Origin of the sequence: Streptomyces sp. NPDC048506 (assembly GCF_040651315.1) — a bacterium.
Classification (GTDB): Bacteria; Actinomycetota; Actinomycetes; order Streptomycetales; family Streptomycetaceae; genus Streptomyces.
Genome location: NZ_JBEZIX010000029.1, coordinates 1 through 18834, shown reverse-complemented (window position 1 = coordinate 18834; position 18834 = coordinate 1). Strand labels below are relative to the sequence as shown.

Genomic DNA, 18834 nt, shown 5'->3' with positions numbered 1-18834 from the left:
CCGCCGGACGGCGGGCGCACCCGCTTCCCAGGGCGTGTCCGGTGGATCACACCGCCCGCACCCGCGATGATCCACGGGACACGCCTTGGGGGCGACTGTCCCCCGCCCGTTCACGCCCGGTACGCGCCCTGGTGACCGGTCGTCCCGCGCGGCTCGTTTGACTCTCCCGTCGTCCCCCTACGGACGGCCCGCTCAGGAGAGTGACGCAGTGCGCGACATCGGACGACGGTCCTTCTTCACCGCCGCGGGGGCCCTGGCCACCGCGAGCGCCATCGGAAGCAACGCCTACGCCACCGGCCACGCCCGCGACGCGGCCACCGCCGACGAGTACGTCGACGTCCAGCTCCTCAACATCACCGACCTGCACGGCTATCTACAGGGCGCCCCCGGCGCCCACTCCCGCATCACCGGGGCCGGCGGGAAGACCTACACCGTCGGCGGTGTGGCCTACCTGGCCGCCCATCTGGAACGCCTGCGCGACGGGCGCCGCAACTCCCTCTTCTTCGCGCCCGGCGACCTCTTCTCCGGCTGGGAGTTCGATGCCGCCGCCTTCTCCGACGAGCCCACCATCGAAGCGCTCAACGCCATGGGCATGGACTTCGCCTCGGCCGGCAACCACGAGTTCGACAAGTCCGCCCGGTTCCTGACCGAGCACATGGAGGACGGCGGGGGATTCCCGGTCGTCGGGCGGGACGACGACTTCGTCGACTCGACCGGCCACCGCTTCGCCGGCGCGCGGTTCCCCTACTACAGCGCCAACACGATCTGGCGGGACACCGGTGAACTCGTCCTCGCGCCGTACAACATCGTGGAGGTGGATGCCGGCCGGGGACGCCGGCTGCCGGTCGGCTTCATCCATCTGACCGCCATCGGCACCGAGTCGTTCCCCGGCTCCTACCAGCCCGGCCTGCGCACCCTGGACGAGTTGGAGACCGCCAACCGCTGTGCCGCGGAGCTCCGGTCGCGCGGCGTCCGGGCGATCGTGCTCAGCATGCACGACGGCGCGGTGGCCGGCAGCGACTTCACCAGCGGCAAGAACCCCTCCGGACCGGCGTACGAACTGGCCCTGCGCGCCTCGCCGCACATCGACGCCATCGTCACCGGCCACTGGCACAACGCCTTCACGATGATGCTGCCCGACCCCGACGGCCGGCCCCGCCCGTTCGTCGAGGCCGGCTGCTACGGCCAGATGGTCAACGAGATCAACCTGCGACTGGACCCGGACACCGGCGCGGTGATCCGGGAGCTGACCACCTCCGTCAACCACCCCAACACCCGGGACGTGACGCCGGACCCGGAGCTGAAGGAGATCGCCACCTACTGGGCCGACCGTGCCTCCCGGCGCGCCCGCTCCCCGATCGGCACCCAGACCGCCTCCTTCACCCGGCGGGGCAACGCGCAGGGGGAGTCCACCATGGGCGACCTCGTCGCCGACTGGGCGCTGTGGGCCGGTCGGCAGCCGCTCGGGCCGATGGACGATCCCACCGACCGCCCCGACACCCCCGCCCAGCTCGCCGTGATCGCCCTCGCCCCGCGCGTCGGGCAGACCGTCATCGCCGGCGACCTGCTCCGTGACGAGGAGACCGACGGCACCGTCACCTTCGCCCAGGCCTGGAACGCCGTCGGCTTCGGCGACCCGATCCTGACCGTCACCGTCAGCGGCCGGCAGATCCACGACGCGCTGGAGGAGCAGTGGGCGCCCACCACCGGCGGCGGCCTCGGCTTCTCCCCGCTGGCGGTCTCCGGCAACGTCCGCTACACCTTCGACGCCGCCGGCGCGGTCGGTCGGCGGGTCGACCCCGCCGACGTGTTCATCGACGGCCGCCCGCTCGACCTCAAGCGCCGCTACCGGCTGGCCGCTCCCTCCTACACCCTGATCAACCAGGACGGCTTCAGCGCCTTCACCGGATTCACCGCACCGGTCCGGCACACCCGCGACTTCGAGAGCTTCATCGCCTTCGTCCGCGCCAGGGAGGAGCTGGTGCCGGCCCCGCTCGACCGGGTGGCGGTCAAGAACGCCCATCTGCGCGGCGCCCGCACCGGCACCCTCACCGGGCGCCGGCAACTGCTCCCGGACGCCGGCATGGTGCCGCGGCCCGAGGTGGCGCTGCGCACGGCGCGGCCCGGCGGCGCCGAGGGCCAGCGCGCACCGGGCGGATTCCGGGTGCCCTGCTGACCCGGGGAGCACGACGCAGCGGGCCCCGTCCGGCTCTCGGACGGGGCCCGCTGACTGCGGTCGGTCGACAGGTCAGGCGGCCGCCCGGGCCTTGGTGGCGTAGATGTCGACGTACTCCTGGCCGGACAGCTCCATGACCTCGCTCATCACCTCGTCGGTGACGGCCCGCAGGACATAGCGGTCGCGGTCCATCCCGTCGTACCGGGAGAAGTCCAGCGCCTCGCCGAAGCGGACGGTGACCGGGGCGATCCGCGGACGGCCCTTGCCGCCGGGCTGCACCTTGTCCGTACCGATCATGGCGAACGGGACGACGGGGGCGCCGGTCATCAGGGCGAGCCGGGCGATGCCGGTACGGCCGCGGTAGAGCCGGCCGTCGGGGGAGCGGGTGCCCTCGGGGTAGATCCCGAACGCCTTGCCCTGCTCCAGGATCCGGCGGCCGGTCATCAGCGCCGCGACACCGCCGTGGCCGCCGTCCCGGTCCACCGGGATCATGCCGGCGCTGGTGAAGAACCAGGCCATCAGCCGCCCCTTGAGGCCCTTGCCGGTGACGTACTCGTCCTTGCCGATGAAGTAGACCGGGCGCTTGACGATCAGGCACAGGAACAGCGAGTCGATGAAGGTGACGTGGTTGCCGGCCAGGATCACCGGCCCGGTCGCCGGGATGCGCTCCATGCCCTCGACCTTGGGGCGGTACAGGACACGCATGACGAATCCGAGGATCGCCTTCAGCACAATGCGGGACAACGGGTCCTCCGGGTCGTGACTGGACAACGTCAAGCGGGCGCAGAACTCTGCAGCCCAGGACGATACTCGCGGGTTGGCGCCGCGCGCACATCGGGTTCACGAGGTCGATACGCACAGTTGACGTGAGTTACCACCATGTTCCCCCTGTTGTCGTCGTGCGTCTCCCCGACATGACCCGTCCGTGCCTACGATCGGCCCGGTTCCGCGGGCAGGTGCGCAACACGCCTTGGCGCACCCCGGAAAACACCCGGAAGCACCTGGAACACCACCGAAGACGCACACAAGGAGCGTGGGTATGCACAACGGGCAGCGGCCGGGACGACGGACGGTGCTGGGGGCCGCGGCCCTCGGCGCGGGGGCGGCGGTCCTCGGCGGGGCCGGCCAGGCGAGCGCCCGGGGGAGCGACGGGGCGGGCCACCGGCTGCCGGTGCCGCTGGTGATCGGCCACCGCGGCGCCTGCGGCTACCGCCCCGAGCACACCTTCGGCTCGTACCAACTCGCCCTCGACTTGGGCGCGGACGTCATCGAGCAGGACCTCGTCCCCACCAAGGACGGGCACCTGGTCTGCCGGCACGAGAACGACATCACCGCCACCACCGATGTCGCCGACCACCCCGAGTTCGCCGGCCGGAAGACCACCAAGACCGTCGACGGCAAGAAGCTCACCGGCTGGTTCACCGAGGACTTCACGCTCGCCGAACTGAAGACCCTGCGCGCCAAGGAGCGCATCCCCGACGTCCGCCAGCACAACACCCTCTACAACGGCCGCTGGGAGGTGCCCACCTTCGAGGAGGTCCTGGAGTGGGCCGAGCGCGAGGGGCGCCGGCGCGGCCGTCGGATATGGCTCTACATCGAGACCAAGCACCCCACCTACTTCCGCAAGCTGGGCATGGGCATCGAGGAGCCGCTCGCCAAGCTGCTGCGCCGGTACGGCCGCGACAAGGGAGGTTCCCCGAACTTCCTCCAGTCCTTCGAGCCCAGCAGTCTCCAGCGGCTGGGCCGGCTCGGCCTTCGGTGCCCGAAGATCCTCCTGCTCGACCAGCCGTCCGTCCGGCCTTGGGACTTCGTGGAGTCCGGTGACCCGCGCACCACGGCCGACCTGCTCAAGCCCGAGGGCCTGGCGTGGACCGCCGGCTTCGCGCAGGGCATCGGTCCCTGGTTGCCGCAGATCATCGCGCAGGACGCCGACGGGAAGCTCGGCGAGCCCACCACCCTCGTCCGCGATGCGCACGCCGCCGGGCTGGTCGTCCACCCGTACACCCTGCGCAACGAGAACAGCTTCCTGCCGCTGGACTTCCGGGTCGGCACCGATCCCGCCGCGTACGGCAACTCCCTCGGCGCTCTGAAGGCGTACTTCGCCACCGGTATCGACGGGCTGTTCTCCGACAACGCGGACACCGCGCTGCTGGCCGCCGAGGAGTTCCGCAAGCGCTGAGCCGGCCCGCCTCCCGGACCGGCCGCCGCCTCCCGACGACACCGCCACCTCGGCCACCGACTCTCATCTGCGTTGGGAATGTCACAGGCGAGCCGGTGGTCGGTCCGTTCCGCTTGTCCTGATTGCCTGCGCAGAATGCTCGTTGGCGGAGATTGCCGCCGCCACATTCCGGGGAGTCCGGAAGTCAGGGCACCACGTCCGGGCGCACACCCCTCTCACCCTCGCGCGTCCGGACCAACCGATAAGGGGAGGCATACGCGCATGGGCACGAGCGTGACCATCTCTGCGGCGACCGACCAGGATGCCGAGCAGATCCTCAAACTTCAGTACCTCTGTTACCAGACGGAGGCGGCGCTGTACGACGACTACGGCATCGAGCCGCTCACCCAGACCCTGGAGTCGCTCCGCGCCGAACTGGGCGAGGGCTGCGTGGTGGTGGCCAGACTCGGCACGGAGGTGGTCGGGGCGGTGCGCGGCACGGTCGACGCCGACGGCACCGCGTCGATAGCCAAGCTCATCGTGCACCCGCGGTTGCAGCGGCACGGCCTGGGCGGCCGGCTGCTGGCCGCCGTCGAGCAGCGCTTGACGGCCGAACGGTCCGCCAAGCGCTTCCGGCTGTTCACCGGCCACCGCAGCGAGGGCAACCTGCGGCTCTACCGCAGCCACGGCTATGCGCCGGTGGGCACCGAACAGCTCGGCCGGCGACTGAGCCTGGTGACGCTGGAGAAGGAGGCGCAGCAGCAGTCCGTCGCCACGGAGTTGGCGGCCCGGGCGTAGCCGAGCGGGCGCGGGCCCGCGTGTGGGGCGGGCCCGTACCGGCGACGGCGGACGGTGGTGACGACGCTGGACGGTTGTGACGACGGTGGACGGCTATGCCGTACGCGCCCGGCGCAGCCACAGCAGGCCGGTGATGGGCAGCAGGACCGGGATGAAGAGGTAGCCCATGCCGTAGTTCGACCAGACCGTGGTGTCGGGGAACGCGGAGGGCTCCACCCGGGTCCAGGTGCCCACGGCCAGCACGCCGACGAGCTCCACGGTGCAGCACACCAGGGCGGCCCGGCGGGCGGTGTCCCCGCCGCGGACGAGCGAGTAGGTGATGAAGCCGTAGACCACGCCCGCCAGTGCGGACAGGGTGTAGGCGAGCGGGGCCCGGTCGAAGTCCGTGGCGATCTGGAAGACGGAGCGCGACACCGCGCCGACGACCATCACCCCGTACAGCCAGACCAGCAGGATGCCGGGGCCGCTGATCAGTCTCCGGCGGGTGCGGGGCGCACCCTTCTCGGTGGACTCGTCGGTCGTCGCCACCTCAGCCTCCCCAGATGTCGAACAGGCGCACTTCGAGGACGGCCAGCACCACGCCGCCGGCGGCGACCGTGGCCGAGCCCCAACGGGTGCGCTCCGCAAGGGACATGAACCCCGCCGCGGGGATGCAGGCGAAGGCGCCGAGCAGGTACGCCACGAAGATCGTGGTGCCCTGCTCCGGCCTCTCGCCGCGCGCCAGCTGGACGATGCCGATGACGAGCTGGACCACGGCGAGCAGGCTGACCACTGCCATGCCGATGAAGTGCCAGTCCTTGGTCTGCTGGTCTCGGTAGGCGGCGAAACCGCACCACGCGGCGAGCGCGAGCGCGGCGACGCTGGTCGCGACCGTCAGGGCATCAAGCATGCGCAGACCCTATTACGGGCCAAAAGGCCCGAGGCGCGCACCCCCGGGGTGTCGCCCGTGGGGGCGGGCGGCACGAAGATCCCCCCGAACGCCCGCCCTCCGGCAGGGCCGGCCGCCGGCGGGCCGCGCGGCACGGACGCCGACCGTGGCGTTGACCACACGCACCACGCCGCGGAGCGGTCCGCCGCCGACCTCGTCGATGACCTGTCGGCGGTATCCGCGCAGGCCACGGAGGGGGCGGTGGCGATCGTCGGGGCCCGCCGGGGCGCCGTCCACGGGTCGGTCAGGCATGTCCGCTATACGGACAGGTTTGATCGGGCCGTCCTGCCGTCTGGTTTACTTGCCGCCATGACCACGACGAGCTACCGCACCCCTGCGACCGAGGCGAACCCGACGCCCGGTGCTCGTTGCATGTGTCGAATGTGTGACTGCTGAGGGCCCCCGCCTCAAGCCTCGCGCCCCGAAGCGAGACCGTCCCCCACGCTCCGAAGAATGGGCAGGGGGAAGCATCGCGAGCCGTACGTCGGTCCCCGACGCCCTCGGCCGCCCCGCGTCACCGGAACCCGGAGCCGGGCGCCCGCGCCCGCCGCCGCTTCCCGTTCCCCTCTGCCGCACTCGCAAGAATGCCCCGTGCCCGGCGCGATCCGCCGAGCACTCGACAGTGACGGAATTCCCTGTGATCACCACAACGGGCCTGACCAAGGTCTACCGCTCAGGAGACCGCGAAGTCACCGCCCTGGACGGCGTCGATCTGCACGTCCGGGAGGGCGAGGTGTACGGCGTCCTCGGACAGAGCGGCGCCGGAAAGTCCACCCTCATCCGCTGCCTCAACCTCCTGGAGCGCCCCACCTCCGGCACGGTCACCGTCGCCGGCCAGGACCTGACCGCCCTCGCCGGGCGGGGCCAGCGCGCGGGCGCCGCACTGCGCGCCGCCCGCAGCCACATCGGCATGGTCTTCCAGCACTTCAACCTGCTGTCCTCGCGCACCGTCCAGGACAACGTCGAACTGCCGCTGGAGATCCTCAAGGTCGACCGCCGCGAGCGCTCCCGCAAGGCCCTGGAGCTGCTGGACCTGGTCGGCCTCGCCGACAAGGCCAAGGCCTACCCCGCCCAGCTCTCCGGCGGCCAGAAGCAGCGCGTCGGCATCGCCCGCGCCCTGGCCGGCGACCCCAAGGTGCTGCTCTCCGACGAGGCCACCAGCGCCCTGGACCCGGAGACCACCCGGTCCATCCTGACGCTGCTGCGCGACCTCAACCGCCAGCTCGGCCTGACCATCGTGCTCATCACGCACGAGATGGACGTCGTCAAGACGATCTGCGACTCGGCCGCGCTGATGAAGAACGGCCGGGTCGTCGAGCAGGGCACCGTCGCCGAACTGCTCGCCACCCCCGGTTCCGAGCTGGCCCGCGAGCTCTTCCCGGTCGGCGGCGAGCCCTCGTCCGACGAGTACACCGTCGTCGACATCACCTTCCACGGCGAGGCCGCCACCCGCCCGGTGATCTCCGAGCTGTCGCGCACCTACAACGTCGACATCTCGATCCTCGGCGCCGCCATGGACACCGTCGGCGGCAAGCAGATCGGCCGGATGCGTATCGAGCTGCCCGGCCGCTTCGAGGAGAACGTCGTGCCCATCGGCTTCCTGCGGGAGCAGGGCCTCCAGGTCGACGTGGCCGACGTGGCCGGCGCCGCCGAGGCCGCCGCCCCGGCCGATGCCGCCGCTCCCGCGATCCCGGCGCCCGCCGCCCCGCTCCAGAAGGAAGGTGCCCAGTGAGCTGGAACGAGATGCAGCCGCTGCTGTACGACAACACCCTCGACACCCTGTTCATGGTGTGGTGGTCGACGTTCTACGCGGTGCTCATCGGCGTCCCGGTCGGGGTGCTGCTGCATCTGACCGACCGCGGCGCCCTCCTCCAGAACCTCGTGGTGAACAAGGTCCTCGGTGCGGTCGTCAACATCGGGCGGTCCTTCCCGTTCCTGATCCTGATCGTGGTGCTGATCCCCTTCACCCGGCTGGTGGTCGGCGTCTCCATCGGCCCGACCGGCGCGGTCGTCCCGCTCGCCATCGCCGCGATCCCGTTCTTCGCCCGGCTGGTCGAGGCCGCACTGCGCGAGGTCGACCACGGCCTGGTCGAGGCCGCCCAGGCGATGGGCGGCGGCACCTGGACCATCGTCTTCAAGGTGCTGCTGCCGCAGGCGCTGCCCGCGCTCGTCGCGGCCGTCACCACCACCGTCATCACCCTGATCGGCTACTCCGCGATCGCCGGTGCGGTCGGCGGCGGCGGTCTGGGCAACCTCGCCTACACCTACGGCTACCAGCAGTACGAGACCACGCTGATGATCACCACCGTCGTGGAGCTGATCGTCCTCGTCACCCTCGTCCAGCTGCTCGGCGACCTGGTCGTCCGCCGGCTCGCCGGCCGCGGCACCCGCGCCTCCTCCTCGATACGCGTCGGCCTGCGCCGCGCCCGTGCCGAGGAGCCGGCCGTCGTCACCGAGGCGGCCTGACCCCGGAGCCACCCGCTCCACCCAGGAGCCCGGACCCTTTGCCGGGCGGACACCACACGGGAACCCCTCGTGTGAACAAGAAAGAGGCACTCTTCGTGCGTAACACCGTCAAGATCACCGTGGCTGTCGCCGCCGCCTCCGCCGTCGCCCTCGGCGCGAGCGCCTGCTCGGCCCCCTCCGACACCACCGCCAGCAGCGACAAGAGCGACAAGAACGCCCCCCTGGTCGTCGCCGCGAGCCCCACCCCGCATGGCACCATCCTCGACTTCGTCAAGAACGAGCTGGCCGCGAAGGCGGGCCTCAAGCTGGTCGTCAAGCCGTTCAACGACTACAAGATCCCCAACAAGGTCACCGACGACGGCCAGGTCGACGCCAACTTCTTCCAGCACAAGCCGTTCCTCGACACCTTCAACAAGGAGAACGGCACGCACATCGTGCCCGTCCAGAACGTGCTCATCGAGCCGCTGGGCGTCTACTCCAAGAAGCACCACAAGCTCTCGGAGCTCAAGGCCGGCAGCACCGTCTCGGTGCCCAACGACCCGTCCAACGAGGGCCGCGCGCTCAAGCTGCTGGCCGACAACGGCGTGATCACCCTCAAGCCCGGCGTCGGCTCCGACGCCAAGCTGACCGACGTCAAGGACGACAAGGGCATCAAGATCACCGAGCTGGAGGCCGCGCAGACCGCGCCGCGCATCGACGACGTCGACGCCGCCATCATCAACGGCAACTTCGCCATCGGCGCCCACCTCAAGCCCTCCAAGGACGCGCTGGCCCTGGAGAGCGCGAAGGACAACCCCTACGCGAACTTCCTCGCCGTCAAGAAGGGCAACGAGAACGACCCGCGGATCAAGAAGCTGGCCAAGCTCCTGAACTCCCCCGAGGTCAAGAAGTTCATCGAGGACAAGTACAAGGACGGCTCGGTCATCCCGGCCTTCGGCCCGGCGAAGGCCTGACCCCTCCCCGGCGACCACGGGGCCCCGGCCGCGCACCCCGCGCGGCCGGGGCCCCCGCGCGTGGCACGCCCCCCGGCCGATGCTGCATGCTGGTGCATTCAAGACGGTCAAGATGCCCGTGACCTCGTGGTGTAACAGCCTGCGACGTCCTGGGTACCACGGTCAACGGCGTTGGAGCAGCGGTATGACATCCACCTTTCCGGACATCTCCATCAGCACGGACCGGTTGGTGCTGCGCCCCTTCGAGGAGGCCGACGTGCCCGCCCTGGCCGAGATGATGTCCGAGGAGATGGTCACCGCCTGGATGGCGCTGCCGCACCCGTACACCGCCGCCGACGCCCGCGCCTGGGCCACCGGCAAGGCCGCCGCGGTCCGCACCGAAGGCCGCGGTATCGCGCTGGCCGTCACCGAGTTCCTCACCCAGCGCCTGGTCGGCACCCTCCAGCTCGACCACACCGACTGGCGGGTCCGCAGCGCCGAGATCCGCTATGTCACCGCCCCCTGGGCCCGCGGCGAGGGCTACGCCTCCGAATCCGTCCTCGCGGTCGCGCAATGGCTCTTCCAGGACCAGAGGTTCGAACGCATCGAGCTGCGCACCGCCGCCGACAACGCCGCCGCCCAGCAGGTCGCCCAGAAGATCGGCTGCATCAGCGAAGGCGTCCTGCGCAACGCCTGGATAGCCCGCAGCCGCACGGAGGACGGCGGCTGGACGGAGATCCGTACCGATCTGATCGTGTGGAGCCTGCTCCCCGAGGACCTCGACGGGGTCCCCGGCCGGCTGGCCGACGCAGGCGGATTCACCTACCCCGAGTGGAACTGAGCGCCCGTCGGCGGTCGGGTCCGTACCGCACGGGGTACCCTCGGCCTGCCACGTACCCACGTGACCTGCACGACCAGCCCGGCTGGCGCGGTACCGCACACCACAGCGGCACCACCACCGGCCTGCGGCCGCCCCGCAGCCACCCCGCCCGCGTACCCACAGCAGCCCCAGGAGACTGACGAGCATGGCCGACCGGGTCACGGTGATCGGATGGGACGGCTCCCCGCTGACCGACGCCGCCCGCTCCGCCCTCGGCGCCGCCACGCTGGTGGCCGGCGCCGCCCACCACCTCGCACTGCCCGAAGTCCCGCCGAACGCCGAGCGGATCCGGCTTGGCAGCGTGACCCTGGCCGCCCGCCGGATCGCCCAGCACCGCGGTACCGCCGTGGTGCTCGCCGACGGCGACCCCGGCTTCTTCGGCGTGGTACGCACCCTGCGGGCGCCCGAGCACGGCCTGGAAGTCGAAGTGGTACCGGCCGTCTCCTCCGTCGCGGCCGCCTTCGCCCGCGCCGGTATGCCCTGGGACGACGCCCAGATCGTGGTCGCCCACAGCCGCGATCTGCGCCGCGCGGTGAACGTCTGCCGCGCGCACACCAAGGTCGCGGTGCTCACCTCGCCCGGCGCCGGGCCCGCCGAACTCGCCCTGCTGCTCGGCGGCGTCCACCGCACCTTCGTCATCTGCGAGGAACTGGGCACCGAACGGGAGCAGGTGACGGTCCTCACATCCGACAAGGTCCCCGACCACGTCTGGCGGGACCCCAACGTCGTGATCGTCGTCGGTGGTTCACCGGGCGGCGCCGCAGCCCAGGGGACCGGCTGGATCGCCGGCCACGAGGCCGGGCACCCGACGGGCCCGCGCGGCTGGGGACTTCCGGCCCGCGCCTACGGCGGCGCCCTCGCCGAGGGCGAGTCCGTCCAGCTGCGCACCGCCCAACTCGCCCGCCTCGGGCCGCGGGTGGGCGACCTGGTGTGGGACATCGGCACCGGCAGCGGAGCCGCCGCGGTGGAGGCGGCGCGCTTCGGCGCCGCGGTCATCGCCGTGGACTCCGACCCGGACGCCTGTGAGCGCACCGTCGCCGTCGCCCGCCGCCACGGCGTCCAACTCCAGGTCGTACACGGCCGCGCGCCGCAGATCCTGGAGGACCTGCCGGAGCCCGACGTGGTGCGGGTCGGCGCCGGGGGAGTGGAGGTGGTCACCGCCTGCGCGGACCGCCGTCCCGAACGGATCGTCACCCACGCATCGACCCGCGACGAGGCCGAGGCCCTCGGTCGGGCGCTGGCGGACGGCGGCTACGACGTCGAGTGCGCCCTGTTGCAGTCGGTGGACCTGGACGCCACCGTCTGGGTCGAACGCGAGCGGTCCGTGGTGTTTCTGCTCTGCGGGTATCGCGTTTCTCACCCGTGACCAGCACGGCTACCCGCGCGAGGTAGGCTGGCGGATCGTTGCGCCGCCGTTCCGCGTTCGGCTTCGTACGCCAATATCCGGAAATTGCCGTGGTTTTGGATGAATATGAAGCTCTGGAGAGCGGACGTGCCGCGAGGCGTGCTCGCTCGTTCTAGCAATCGGGGCGTCGGCGCGCCCCGGTCGAGCGTGTCGCACGAGCGGTTGGAAGGAGCACTACCAATGGGCGAGGGGTACGCATGACCGACACCGGCCGGGTCCCGGGCGAGGGACAGCCGGAGAACGCAGGCGGACATCCCGGGCAGCCGCAGCCGGCGGCTTCCCCCACGCTCGAAGGAGCAGGGGGGACCCCCATCTCCGCCGCCGACGCCGCACCGACGGAGCTGCCGGGCATGGTGGCCCCTCCGGGCGAATACCCCTATGTCGACCAGGCCGACGGCATCGCCGAGGACGACGACCTGCTGCTGATGCCCGGCGCCCAGGGCGCCTGGAGCGAGCAGCCGGCCCCCCAGCCGTTCGCGCAGGAGACCCACCAGGGCCCGACCCAGCAGCCGCAGCCCGGCGCCCAGTTCGACGCCGCCGCTCCGGTTGCCGCCGGTTTCGAGCCGCTGCCCGCCCAGCCCGGTGACCACGAGAGCGGCGGCCGGGACTCCGGCTCCGTCGACCTCAGTGCGGTCCGCATCCCCCAGCCCGCCGCACCGCAGCCGCCGGACCGCGCCCGTGCCGCCGCCCCGTCCCCGTCGCGCCGACCGCTGCACCTGGGCCCGCCCGTGCCGGACGCGACCGGCGGTGTCGTCCGCTCGCTCGCCGACCGCGGCCCCGCCGACGCCCCGGCCCAGGCCCCCGCCCGGCCCGCCGGACCGCCCACCGGCGGCCCGGAGTACTTCGACGCTCCGGCCGAAGGCCCCCAGGACCCCGAGACCGTGACGCCCGGACAGCCGGCGCCCGGCGCCCGGCCCGCGGCGGGAGCGCCGAACGCCGAGCAGCCCGCCGGGGACGCCACGGGGGCCGCACCGACCTACGCCGCCTACGGCGAGCAGGCCTACGGTGGGCAGTTGTCCGCCGAGCAGACCTACGGGGCCGCCGGGCAGGGCCCGTTGCCCGGCCCGCAGCTCGGTGAGATCCCGTCGCAGCTGCCGCCGTGGGGCGACCAGGCCCCCGCCCAGGCGGCGCAGGCACCGGTGGCCGAGCCGGTCGCGCCCGTCGCACCGGTCGCCGAGGCCGTGGCGCAGGGCGCGGTGCAGGACGCGGTGCCGCCGGCAGAGCAGTCGCCGGCGACGCCGCTGCCGGTCGCCGACCCGGCCGCCCAGGACCCCGCCGGGGCCGTGGACGCCGCTGCCGCCGCGGGGACCGTCGCTGCGCCCGACGCCGCGCCGGCCGCACCGGTTGACGGAGACCCGACGCCGGCCGCGCCGACGGGGCAGCCGGGCCAGGAAGTCCCGGAGAACGACGAGAACCACGCAGCCCAAGAAGTGCGGGAAACCCAGCAAACGCAGGAGACCCAGGCAGGTCAGGCAGGCCAGGAGAGCGCAGTCGCGCCGGAGGCGCCCCTCGCGGAGGCAGTCGAGGCCGCCGAGGTGCCGGTGGCCGACGCTCCCGTCGCCGAGGCCGAGGCTCTCGTCGCCGAGGCCGGTGCGACGGACGCCGTGCCCGCCCCGGTCGAGGCCGCCGACGCGCCTGCTGTTGCCCCGGACGCCGCGGCCAACGAGGCGCCCGAGGCCACCCAGCAGCCCGATGCGGCCGTCGTCGAGGGTCCGCAGCAGCCGGCGCCGGACCCGGCCGCTCCGGCCGCCGAGACCGCGGCGCAGGCCCAGCCCGCGGACGCTCCGGCCGCCCAGCCCGTACCGGAAGCGCCGGCCCCCGCGGCCGCCGTGCCGGACGCCGCCGATGCGGCACCCGCGCCGCAGGACCCGCCGACCGCCGAGCAGGCGCAGCCGGCCGGCCAGGAACAGCCCGCCGAGGAGCCGCAGGCCGCGCCCGCCCCGGCCGAGGCGGTCCAGCAGCCGCAGCCCGCCCAGCCGGCCACGCCGGCCGCCGATCCGCAGCAGCCCGAGGCCACCGCACCGGCCCCCGTGGCCGCCCCGCAGGGACCGGTCGCCATGCCCGCGGCCGAGGGCGGAGCGCCCCAGGAGCAGGCGGTCATAGAGCGGTCGGAAGCACCGCAGCCGGCCGCCGAACAGCCGCAGTCCGGCGCCGCCGTGGACGCCGCAGGGCAGCAGCCCGCCGAGGCGCCCGCGTCCCAGACCGCGCCCCAGACCGCTCCCCAGGTCGAGGACGCCCCGGCCGAGCCGTCACCCGCAGCGGCCGGTGACGACGCTCCCGCCCCGGCGGACGCCCCTGCCGCCGTGGCGGACCAGGACACCGCATCCGCCGTGGACCGCACGGCCGAGCAGCCGCAGGAGCCCGTGGACGGGCCGCAGCCCGCAGAGCCGGCTGCCGACGAGGCCACCCCGGCCGCCGACGCGCACACCGTCTCCATCCACATTCCGGCGCAGCTCACCGGCGACCAGCCGGTCGCACCGCCCGCGCCCGACACCGCTGCCCCGCCGGCCGCCCCCGCCGCCGAGGCCCCCCAGGAGCAGGACGCCACCGAACTCGTCCAGCTCGGCGAGGGCCACGACGAGGACCGGCCGCAGGCCGCGGACGACCAGCAGCCCGCGGACACGGTCGCCGCCGACCCGGAGGGCGTCCCCGCCGGGCCCCCGGCCGCCGGCTACGACGACTCCGAACGCGCCGCCGTGCACCGCGTGATGCGCGAGCGCCGCGACATCCGCAACGGCTTCCGCAGCGACCCGATCCCCAACGAGGTGCTGCTGCGCGTCCTGGAGGCGGCCCACACCGCCCCCAGCGTCGGCCACTCCCAGCCCTGGGACTTCGTCGTCATCCGCTCGGCCGAGACCCGCGAGAAGATGCACCAGCTCGCCATGCAGCAGCGCGAGGCGTACGCCAAGTCGCTGCCCAAGGCGCGCGCCAAGCAGTTCCGCGAGCTGAAGATCGAGGCGATCCTCGAAACCCCGGTGAACATCGTCGTCACCGCCGACTCCACGCGCGGCGGCCGACACACCCTCGGGCGGCACACCCAGCCGCAGATGGCCCCGTACTCCTCCGCGCTCGCCGTCGAGAACCTCTGGCTCGCCGCCCGTGCCGAAGGCCTGGGCGTCGGCTGGGTCAGCTTCTTCGACGAGCGGGAGATGGTCCGCGAACTGGGCCTGCCCGAACACCTCGAAGTCGTCGCCTACCTGTGCGTCGGATACGTCGACGAGTTCCCGGACGAGCCCGAGCTGCTCCAGGCCGGCTGGTCCAAGCGCCGCCCGCTGTCCTGGGTCGTCCACGAGGAGACCTACGGCCGCCGCGCGCTGCCCGGCGAGACCCCGCACGACCTGATCCAGGAGACCCTCCAGGGCATCCGCCCGCTGGACGCCAAGGCGCTCGGCGAGGCCTGGGAGCGGCAGAAGCGGATGACCAAGCCCGCCGGGGCGCTGGGCATGCTGGAGATCATCTCCGCGCAGCTGTGCGGGCTGTCCCGCAAGTGCCCGCCGCCGATCCCGGAGCCGGCCGCCGTCGCGATCTTCGCCGGCGACCACGGCGTACACGCCCAGGGGGTGACCCCCTGGCCCCAGGAGGTCACCGGCCAGATGGTCGCCAACTTCCTGGGCGGCGGCGCGGTCTGCAACGCCTTCGCCCATCAGGTCGGCGCCGAGGTCTGTGTGGTGGACGTCGGCGTGGCGAGCGAACTCCCCGCCACCCCGGGCCTGCTGCCCCGTAAGGTCCGCGCCGGCACCGCCGACTTCACGGCCGGTCCGGCGATGACCCAGGAAGAGGTCCTCAAGGCCATCGAGGTGGGCATCGAGACCGCCCGCGACCTCGTGGCGGCCGGCAACAAGGCGCTGCTCACAGGAGAGATGGGCATCGCCAACACCACCACCTCCGCCGCGCTGATCGCCGTCTACACCGGCGTCGACCCGGTCGAGGTGACCGGCCGCGGCACCGGCATCAACGACGAGACGCACGCCCGCAAGGTCGATGTGGTCCGCCGCGCCCTGGAGCTCCACCAGCCCGACCCGGCCGACCCGGTCGGCGTCCTCGCCGCGATCGGCGGCCTGGAGCACGCGGCCATGGTCGGTCTGATCCTCGGCGGCGCCTCGCTGCGCACGCCGGTGATCCTGGACGGGGTGAGCGCCGGCGCCGCCGCCCTGGTGGCCCGCGCCATCGCCCCCGAGGCGCTGGCCGCCTGCATCGCCGGTCACCGCAGCGCCGAGCCCGGCCATGTCGCGGCCCTGAACAAGCTCGGCCTGCGCCCGCTGGTCGACCTCGATCTGCGCCTCGGCGAGGGCACCGGCGCACTGCTCGCCCTGCCCCTCGTGCAGAGCGCCGCCCGCGCCATGCACGAAGTCGCCACGTTCGACTCCGCCGGAGTGTCGGAGAAGAGCTGACGCGGTGCGGCCCGTGCCCGGGCCGCCCGTATGACCCCCGGCCCATAGCCCCCTAGGCTGTGGGCCGGGGCCGTAGCGCCCCACGGGCCGTACCACCCCTCATCAGCCGCTCCAGAGCCGCAGCGACTGAGCCGGTCGTCGAACTCGCACCATCCGCACAAGGAGCCGTACCGCCATGGCTGAGCATGCTGCCGAACACGCCGCCTACCCCGTCGGACTGCGGCTCTCCGGCCGTCGGGTGGTCGTCCTGGGCGCCGGACAGGTGGCCCAGCGCCGCCTCCCGTCGCTCGTCGCCGCCGGTGCCGACGTCCTGCTGATCTCCCCGTCCGCCACCCCGTCCGTCGAGGCGATGGCCACCGCGGGCGAGATCCGCTGGGAGCGCCGTCGTTATCAGGCCGGCGACCTCGCCGAGGCCTGGTACGCGTTGATCTCCACCGACGACCCGGAGGCCAACGCCGCCGCCTCCCAGGAGGCCGAGGACCGCCGGGTGTGGTGCGTCCGCGCCGACGACGCCGAGGCGGCCACTGCCTGGACCCCGGCCACCGGCCGCAGCGAGGGCGTGACCGTCGCCGTGCTCACCGGCCGCGACCCGCGCCGGTCCGCCGCCGTACGCGACGCCATCGTGGAGGGACTGCGCGACGGCAGCATCGCCGCCCCGCACCACCGGCGCCCGCACACCCCGGGCGTGGCGCTGGTCGGCGGCGGCCCCGGCGACCCGGACCTGATCACCGTCCGCGGCCGCCGCCTCCTCGCCGAGGCCGACGTGGTCATCGCCGACCGCCTCGGCCCCCGCGACCTGCTCGCCGAACTCCCCCCGCACGTCGAGGTCATCGACGCCGCGAAGATCCCCTACGGCCGGTTCATGGCCCAGGAGGCCATCAACAACGCGCTGATCGAGCACGCCAAGGCCGGCAAGGCGGTGGTCCGCCTCAAGGGCGGCGACCCGTTCGTCTTCGGCCGTGGCATGGAGGAGGCCCAGGCGCTCGCCGAGGCCGGCATCCCCTGCACGGTCGTGCCCGGCATCTCCAGCACCATCTCGGTCCCCGGGGCCGCGGGCATCCCGGTCACCCACCGCGGGGTCGCCCACGAATTCACCGTCGTCAGCGGACACGTCGCCCCCGACGACGAGCGCTCGCTGGTCGACTGGCCGTCGCTGGCCAAGCTGCGGGGCACCCTCGTCGTCCTGATGGGCGTGGAGAACAGCGGTGCCATCGCCGCCAAGCTCATCGAGCACGGCCGTCCCGCCGACACCCCGGCCGCCGTCATCCAGGAGGGCACCACCGCCGCCCAGCGCCGGGTCGATGCCACCCTGGCGACCCTCGGCGAGACCGTACGGGCCGAGGGCGTGCGCCCGCCGGCGGTCATCGTCATCGGCGAGGTCGTCACCGTCGCCCCCGCCCCTACCCACAGGTAACCGGTCCCGTACGCGGCATTGGCACCTCGACACCGACAAGGCACTATCTCCCCGTGGCAGACATCATCACCGTCGATGACCCGGACGACCCGCGGCTCGCCGACTACACCGGCCTGACCGACGTCGAGCTGCGGCGCCGGCGCGAGCCCGCCGAAGGGCTCTTCATCGCCGAGGGCGAGAAGGTCATCCGGCGCGCCCGGCACGCCGGGTACGCGATGCGCTCGATGCTGCTCTCGGCCAAGTGGGTCGACGTGATGCGCGATGTCATCGACGAGGTCCCGGCGCCGGTCTACGCCGTCAGCCCGGACCTCGCCGAGCGGGTGACGGGCTATCACGTGCACCGCGGCGCGCTCGCCTCCATGCAGCGCAAACCGCTCCCGCCGGCCACCGAACTCCTGGCCGGCGCCCGCCGCATCGTCGTGATGGAGGCGGTCAACGACCACACCAACATCGGCGCGATCTTCCGCAGCGCGGCGGCCCTCGGCATGGACGCGGTACTGCTCTCGCCGGACTGCGCCGATCCGCTCTACCGCCGGTCGGTGAAGGTCTCCATGGGCGCGGTGTTCTCCGTGCCGTACGCCCGCCTGGAGAGCTGGCCCCGCGACCTGGCCACCGTACGGGAGGCGGGCTTCACCCTGCTCGCCCTCACCCCCGCCGAGCAGGCCACCGCCATCGACGAGGTCGCCCCGCACGCCCTGGAGCGCGTCGCCCTGATGCTGGGTGCGGAGGGCGGCGGGTTGACCACCGGCGCCCTGCGGGCCGCCGACGAGTGGGTACGCATCCCGATGGCCCACGGCGTGGACTCGCTCAACGTGGGCGCCGCCGCAGCAGTGGCCTTCTACGCCGTCTCGACCGGCCGTCCCAAGTAGGGGAGTCCCCCTGGGGCGTGCCCACAAGGCTTCATGGGGCGCCCCGCCGACCCGGCCCGCCCGAACACCGTGCCCAACAGGGCTTGCCCGAACACCGTTCCCATAGGGCCGGCTGGAACGCCCTGCCCACCTGGGGCAAGGCAACGTACGGAACCGACCTGACCGGCCCGAACCGCCTGGCCGACCAGAACCGACCGGCCCGAACCGACCTGAACGTCCCGCCCTCGCCAAACCGTTCTGCCACGGCCCGTGCCGCCCCTCCGGAATACTGCCGAAGCCCCCCCACGTTGTGGCCCCGCAGGGGGCGCACGCATCCCCTAGGGGCAATACTGGTGACTTTGGGCTTTGGGGGTCGTTGAGGGGGTGTGCCAAGGCCCGGACAGACGAAGTCGTCAGCAGGTGAGCGTTTGTCGGATC

General features: G+C 73.0%; 14 protein-coding genes. 11 read left to right on the top strand and 3 right to left on the bottom strand.

Annotation, left to right across the window (positions count from 1 at the left end):
* Positions 1–208: 208 nt before the first annotated feature.
* Positions 209–2176 carry a bifunctional metallophosphatase/5'-nucleotidase gene (locus tag AB0C96_RS23385; RefSeq protein WP_362919648.1) on the top strand — a complete coding sequence of 656 codons (1968 nt, stop codon included), beginning with the start codon at positions 209–211 and terminating at the stop codon, positions 2174–2176.
* Positions 2177–2248: 72 nt separating this feature from the next.
* Here AB0C96_RS23385 and AB0C96_RS23380 read toward each other — a convergent pair whose 3' ends face one another.
* Positions 2249–2920 carry a lysophospholipid acyltransferase family protein gene (locus AB0C96_RS23380; RefSeq protein ID WP_362919647.1) on the bottom strand — a complete coding sequence of 224 codons (672 nt, stop codon included), beginning with the start codon at positions 2918–2920 and terminating at the stop codon, positions 2249–2251.
* A 295-nt stretch (positions 2921–3215) separates the two neighbouring features.
* Here AB0C96_RS23380 and AB0C96_RS23375 point away from each other — a divergent pair, with 295 nt between their 5' ends.
* Positions 3216–4355 (top strand): glycerophosphodiester phosphodiesterase, encoded by a 1140-nt coding sequence (locus tag AB0C96_RS23375; protein WP_362919646.1) that lies wholly within the window; start codon positions 3216–3218, stop codon positions 4353–4355.
* A gap of 261 nt (positions 4356–4616) precedes the next feature.
* Positions 4617–5132 (top strand): GNAT family N-acetyltransferase, encoded by a 516-nt coding sequence (locus AB0C96_RS23370; protein WP_362919645.1) that lies wholly within the window; start codon positions 4617–4619, stop codon positions 5130–5132.
* Positions 5133–5225: 93 nt separating this feature from the next.
* Here the strand turns inward: AB0C96_RS23370 and AB0C96_RS23365 are convergent, their stop codons facing one another.
* Together AB0C96_RS23365 and AB0C96_RS23360 are read right to left on the bottom strand one after the other, a co-directional pair.
* A complete protein-coding gene (locus tag AB0C96_RS23365) occupies positions 5226–5660 on the bottom strand; it encodes a hypothetical protein (RefSeq protein WP_362919644.1) in 435 nt (144 codons plus the stop codon).
* 1 nt (position 5661) lies between these two features.
* Entirely contained in the window at positions 5662–6021 is a 360-nt protein-coding gene (locus AB0C96_RS23360; protein WP_362919643.1) for a hypothetical protein, read from the bottom strand.
* Positions 6022–6697: 676 nt separating this feature from the next.
* On the opposite strand from AB0C96_RS23360, the gene AB0C96_RS23355 reads away from it, so the two are divergent.
* From AB0C96_RS23355 to AB0C96_RS23320, 8 genes are all read left to right on the top strand, one after another.
* On the top strand, positions 6698–7792 hold the full coding sequence (locus tag AB0C96_RS23355; RefSeq protein WP_362919642.1) for an ATP-binding cassette domain-containing protein: 1095 nt from the start codon (positions 6698–6700) through the stop codon (positions 7790–7792).
* The gene (locus AB0C96_RS23350; protein ID WP_362919641.1) at positions 7789–8526 is read left to right on the top strand and encodes a methionine ABC transporter permease; all 738 of its coding nucleotides are present in this window, start codon (positions 7789–7791) and stop codon (positions 8524–8526) included. Before AB0C96_RS23355 ends, AB0C96_RS23350 begins: the two co-directional genes overlap by 4 nt.
* 95 nt (positions 8527–8621) lie before the next feature.
* Entirely contained in the window at positions 8622–9479 is an 858-nt protein-coding gene (locus AB0C96_RS23345; RefSeq protein WP_362919640.1) for a MetQ/NlpA family ABC transporter substrate-binding protein, read from the top strand.
* 184 nt (positions 9480–9663) lie between these two features.
* Complete coding sequence (locus tag AB0C96_RS23340; protein WP_362919639.1) at positions 9664–10299, top strand: GNAT family N-acetyltransferase; 636 nt, start codon at positions 9664–9666, stop codon at positions 10297–10299.
* 184 nt (positions 10300–10483) lie between these two features.
* A complete protein-coding gene (gene cbiE / locus AB0C96_RS23335; RefSeq protein WP_362919638.1) occupies positions 10484–11704 on the top strand; it encodes a precorrin-6y C5,15-methyltransferase (decarboxylating) subunit CbiE in 1221 nt (406 codons plus the stop codon).
* 236 nt (positions 11705–11940) lie between these two features.
* On the top strand, positions 11941–16134 hold the full coding sequence (gene cobT / locus AB0C96_RS23330; protein ID WP_362919637.1) for a nicotinate-nucleotide--dimethylbenzimidazole phosphoribosyltransferase: 4194 nt from the start codon (positions 11941–11943) through the stop codon (positions 16132–16134).
* Between the two features lie 175 nt (positions 16135–16309).
* Positions 16310–17548, top strand: a complete 1239-nt coding sequence (gene cobA / locus AB0C96_RS23325) for a uroporphyrinogen-III C-methyltransferase (RefSeq protein ID WP_362919636.1) — start codon at positions 16310–16312, stop codon at positions 17546–17548.
* A 53-nt stretch (positions 17549–17601) separates the two neighbouring features.
* Positions 17602–18417: an RNA methyltransferase gene (locus tag AB0C96_RS23320; RefSeq protein WP_362919635.1), complete on the top strand. Its 816-nt coding sequence runs from the start codon at positions 17602–17604 to the stop codon at positions 18415–18417.
* The last annotated feature ends 417 nt before the right edge of the window (positions 18418–18834 follow it).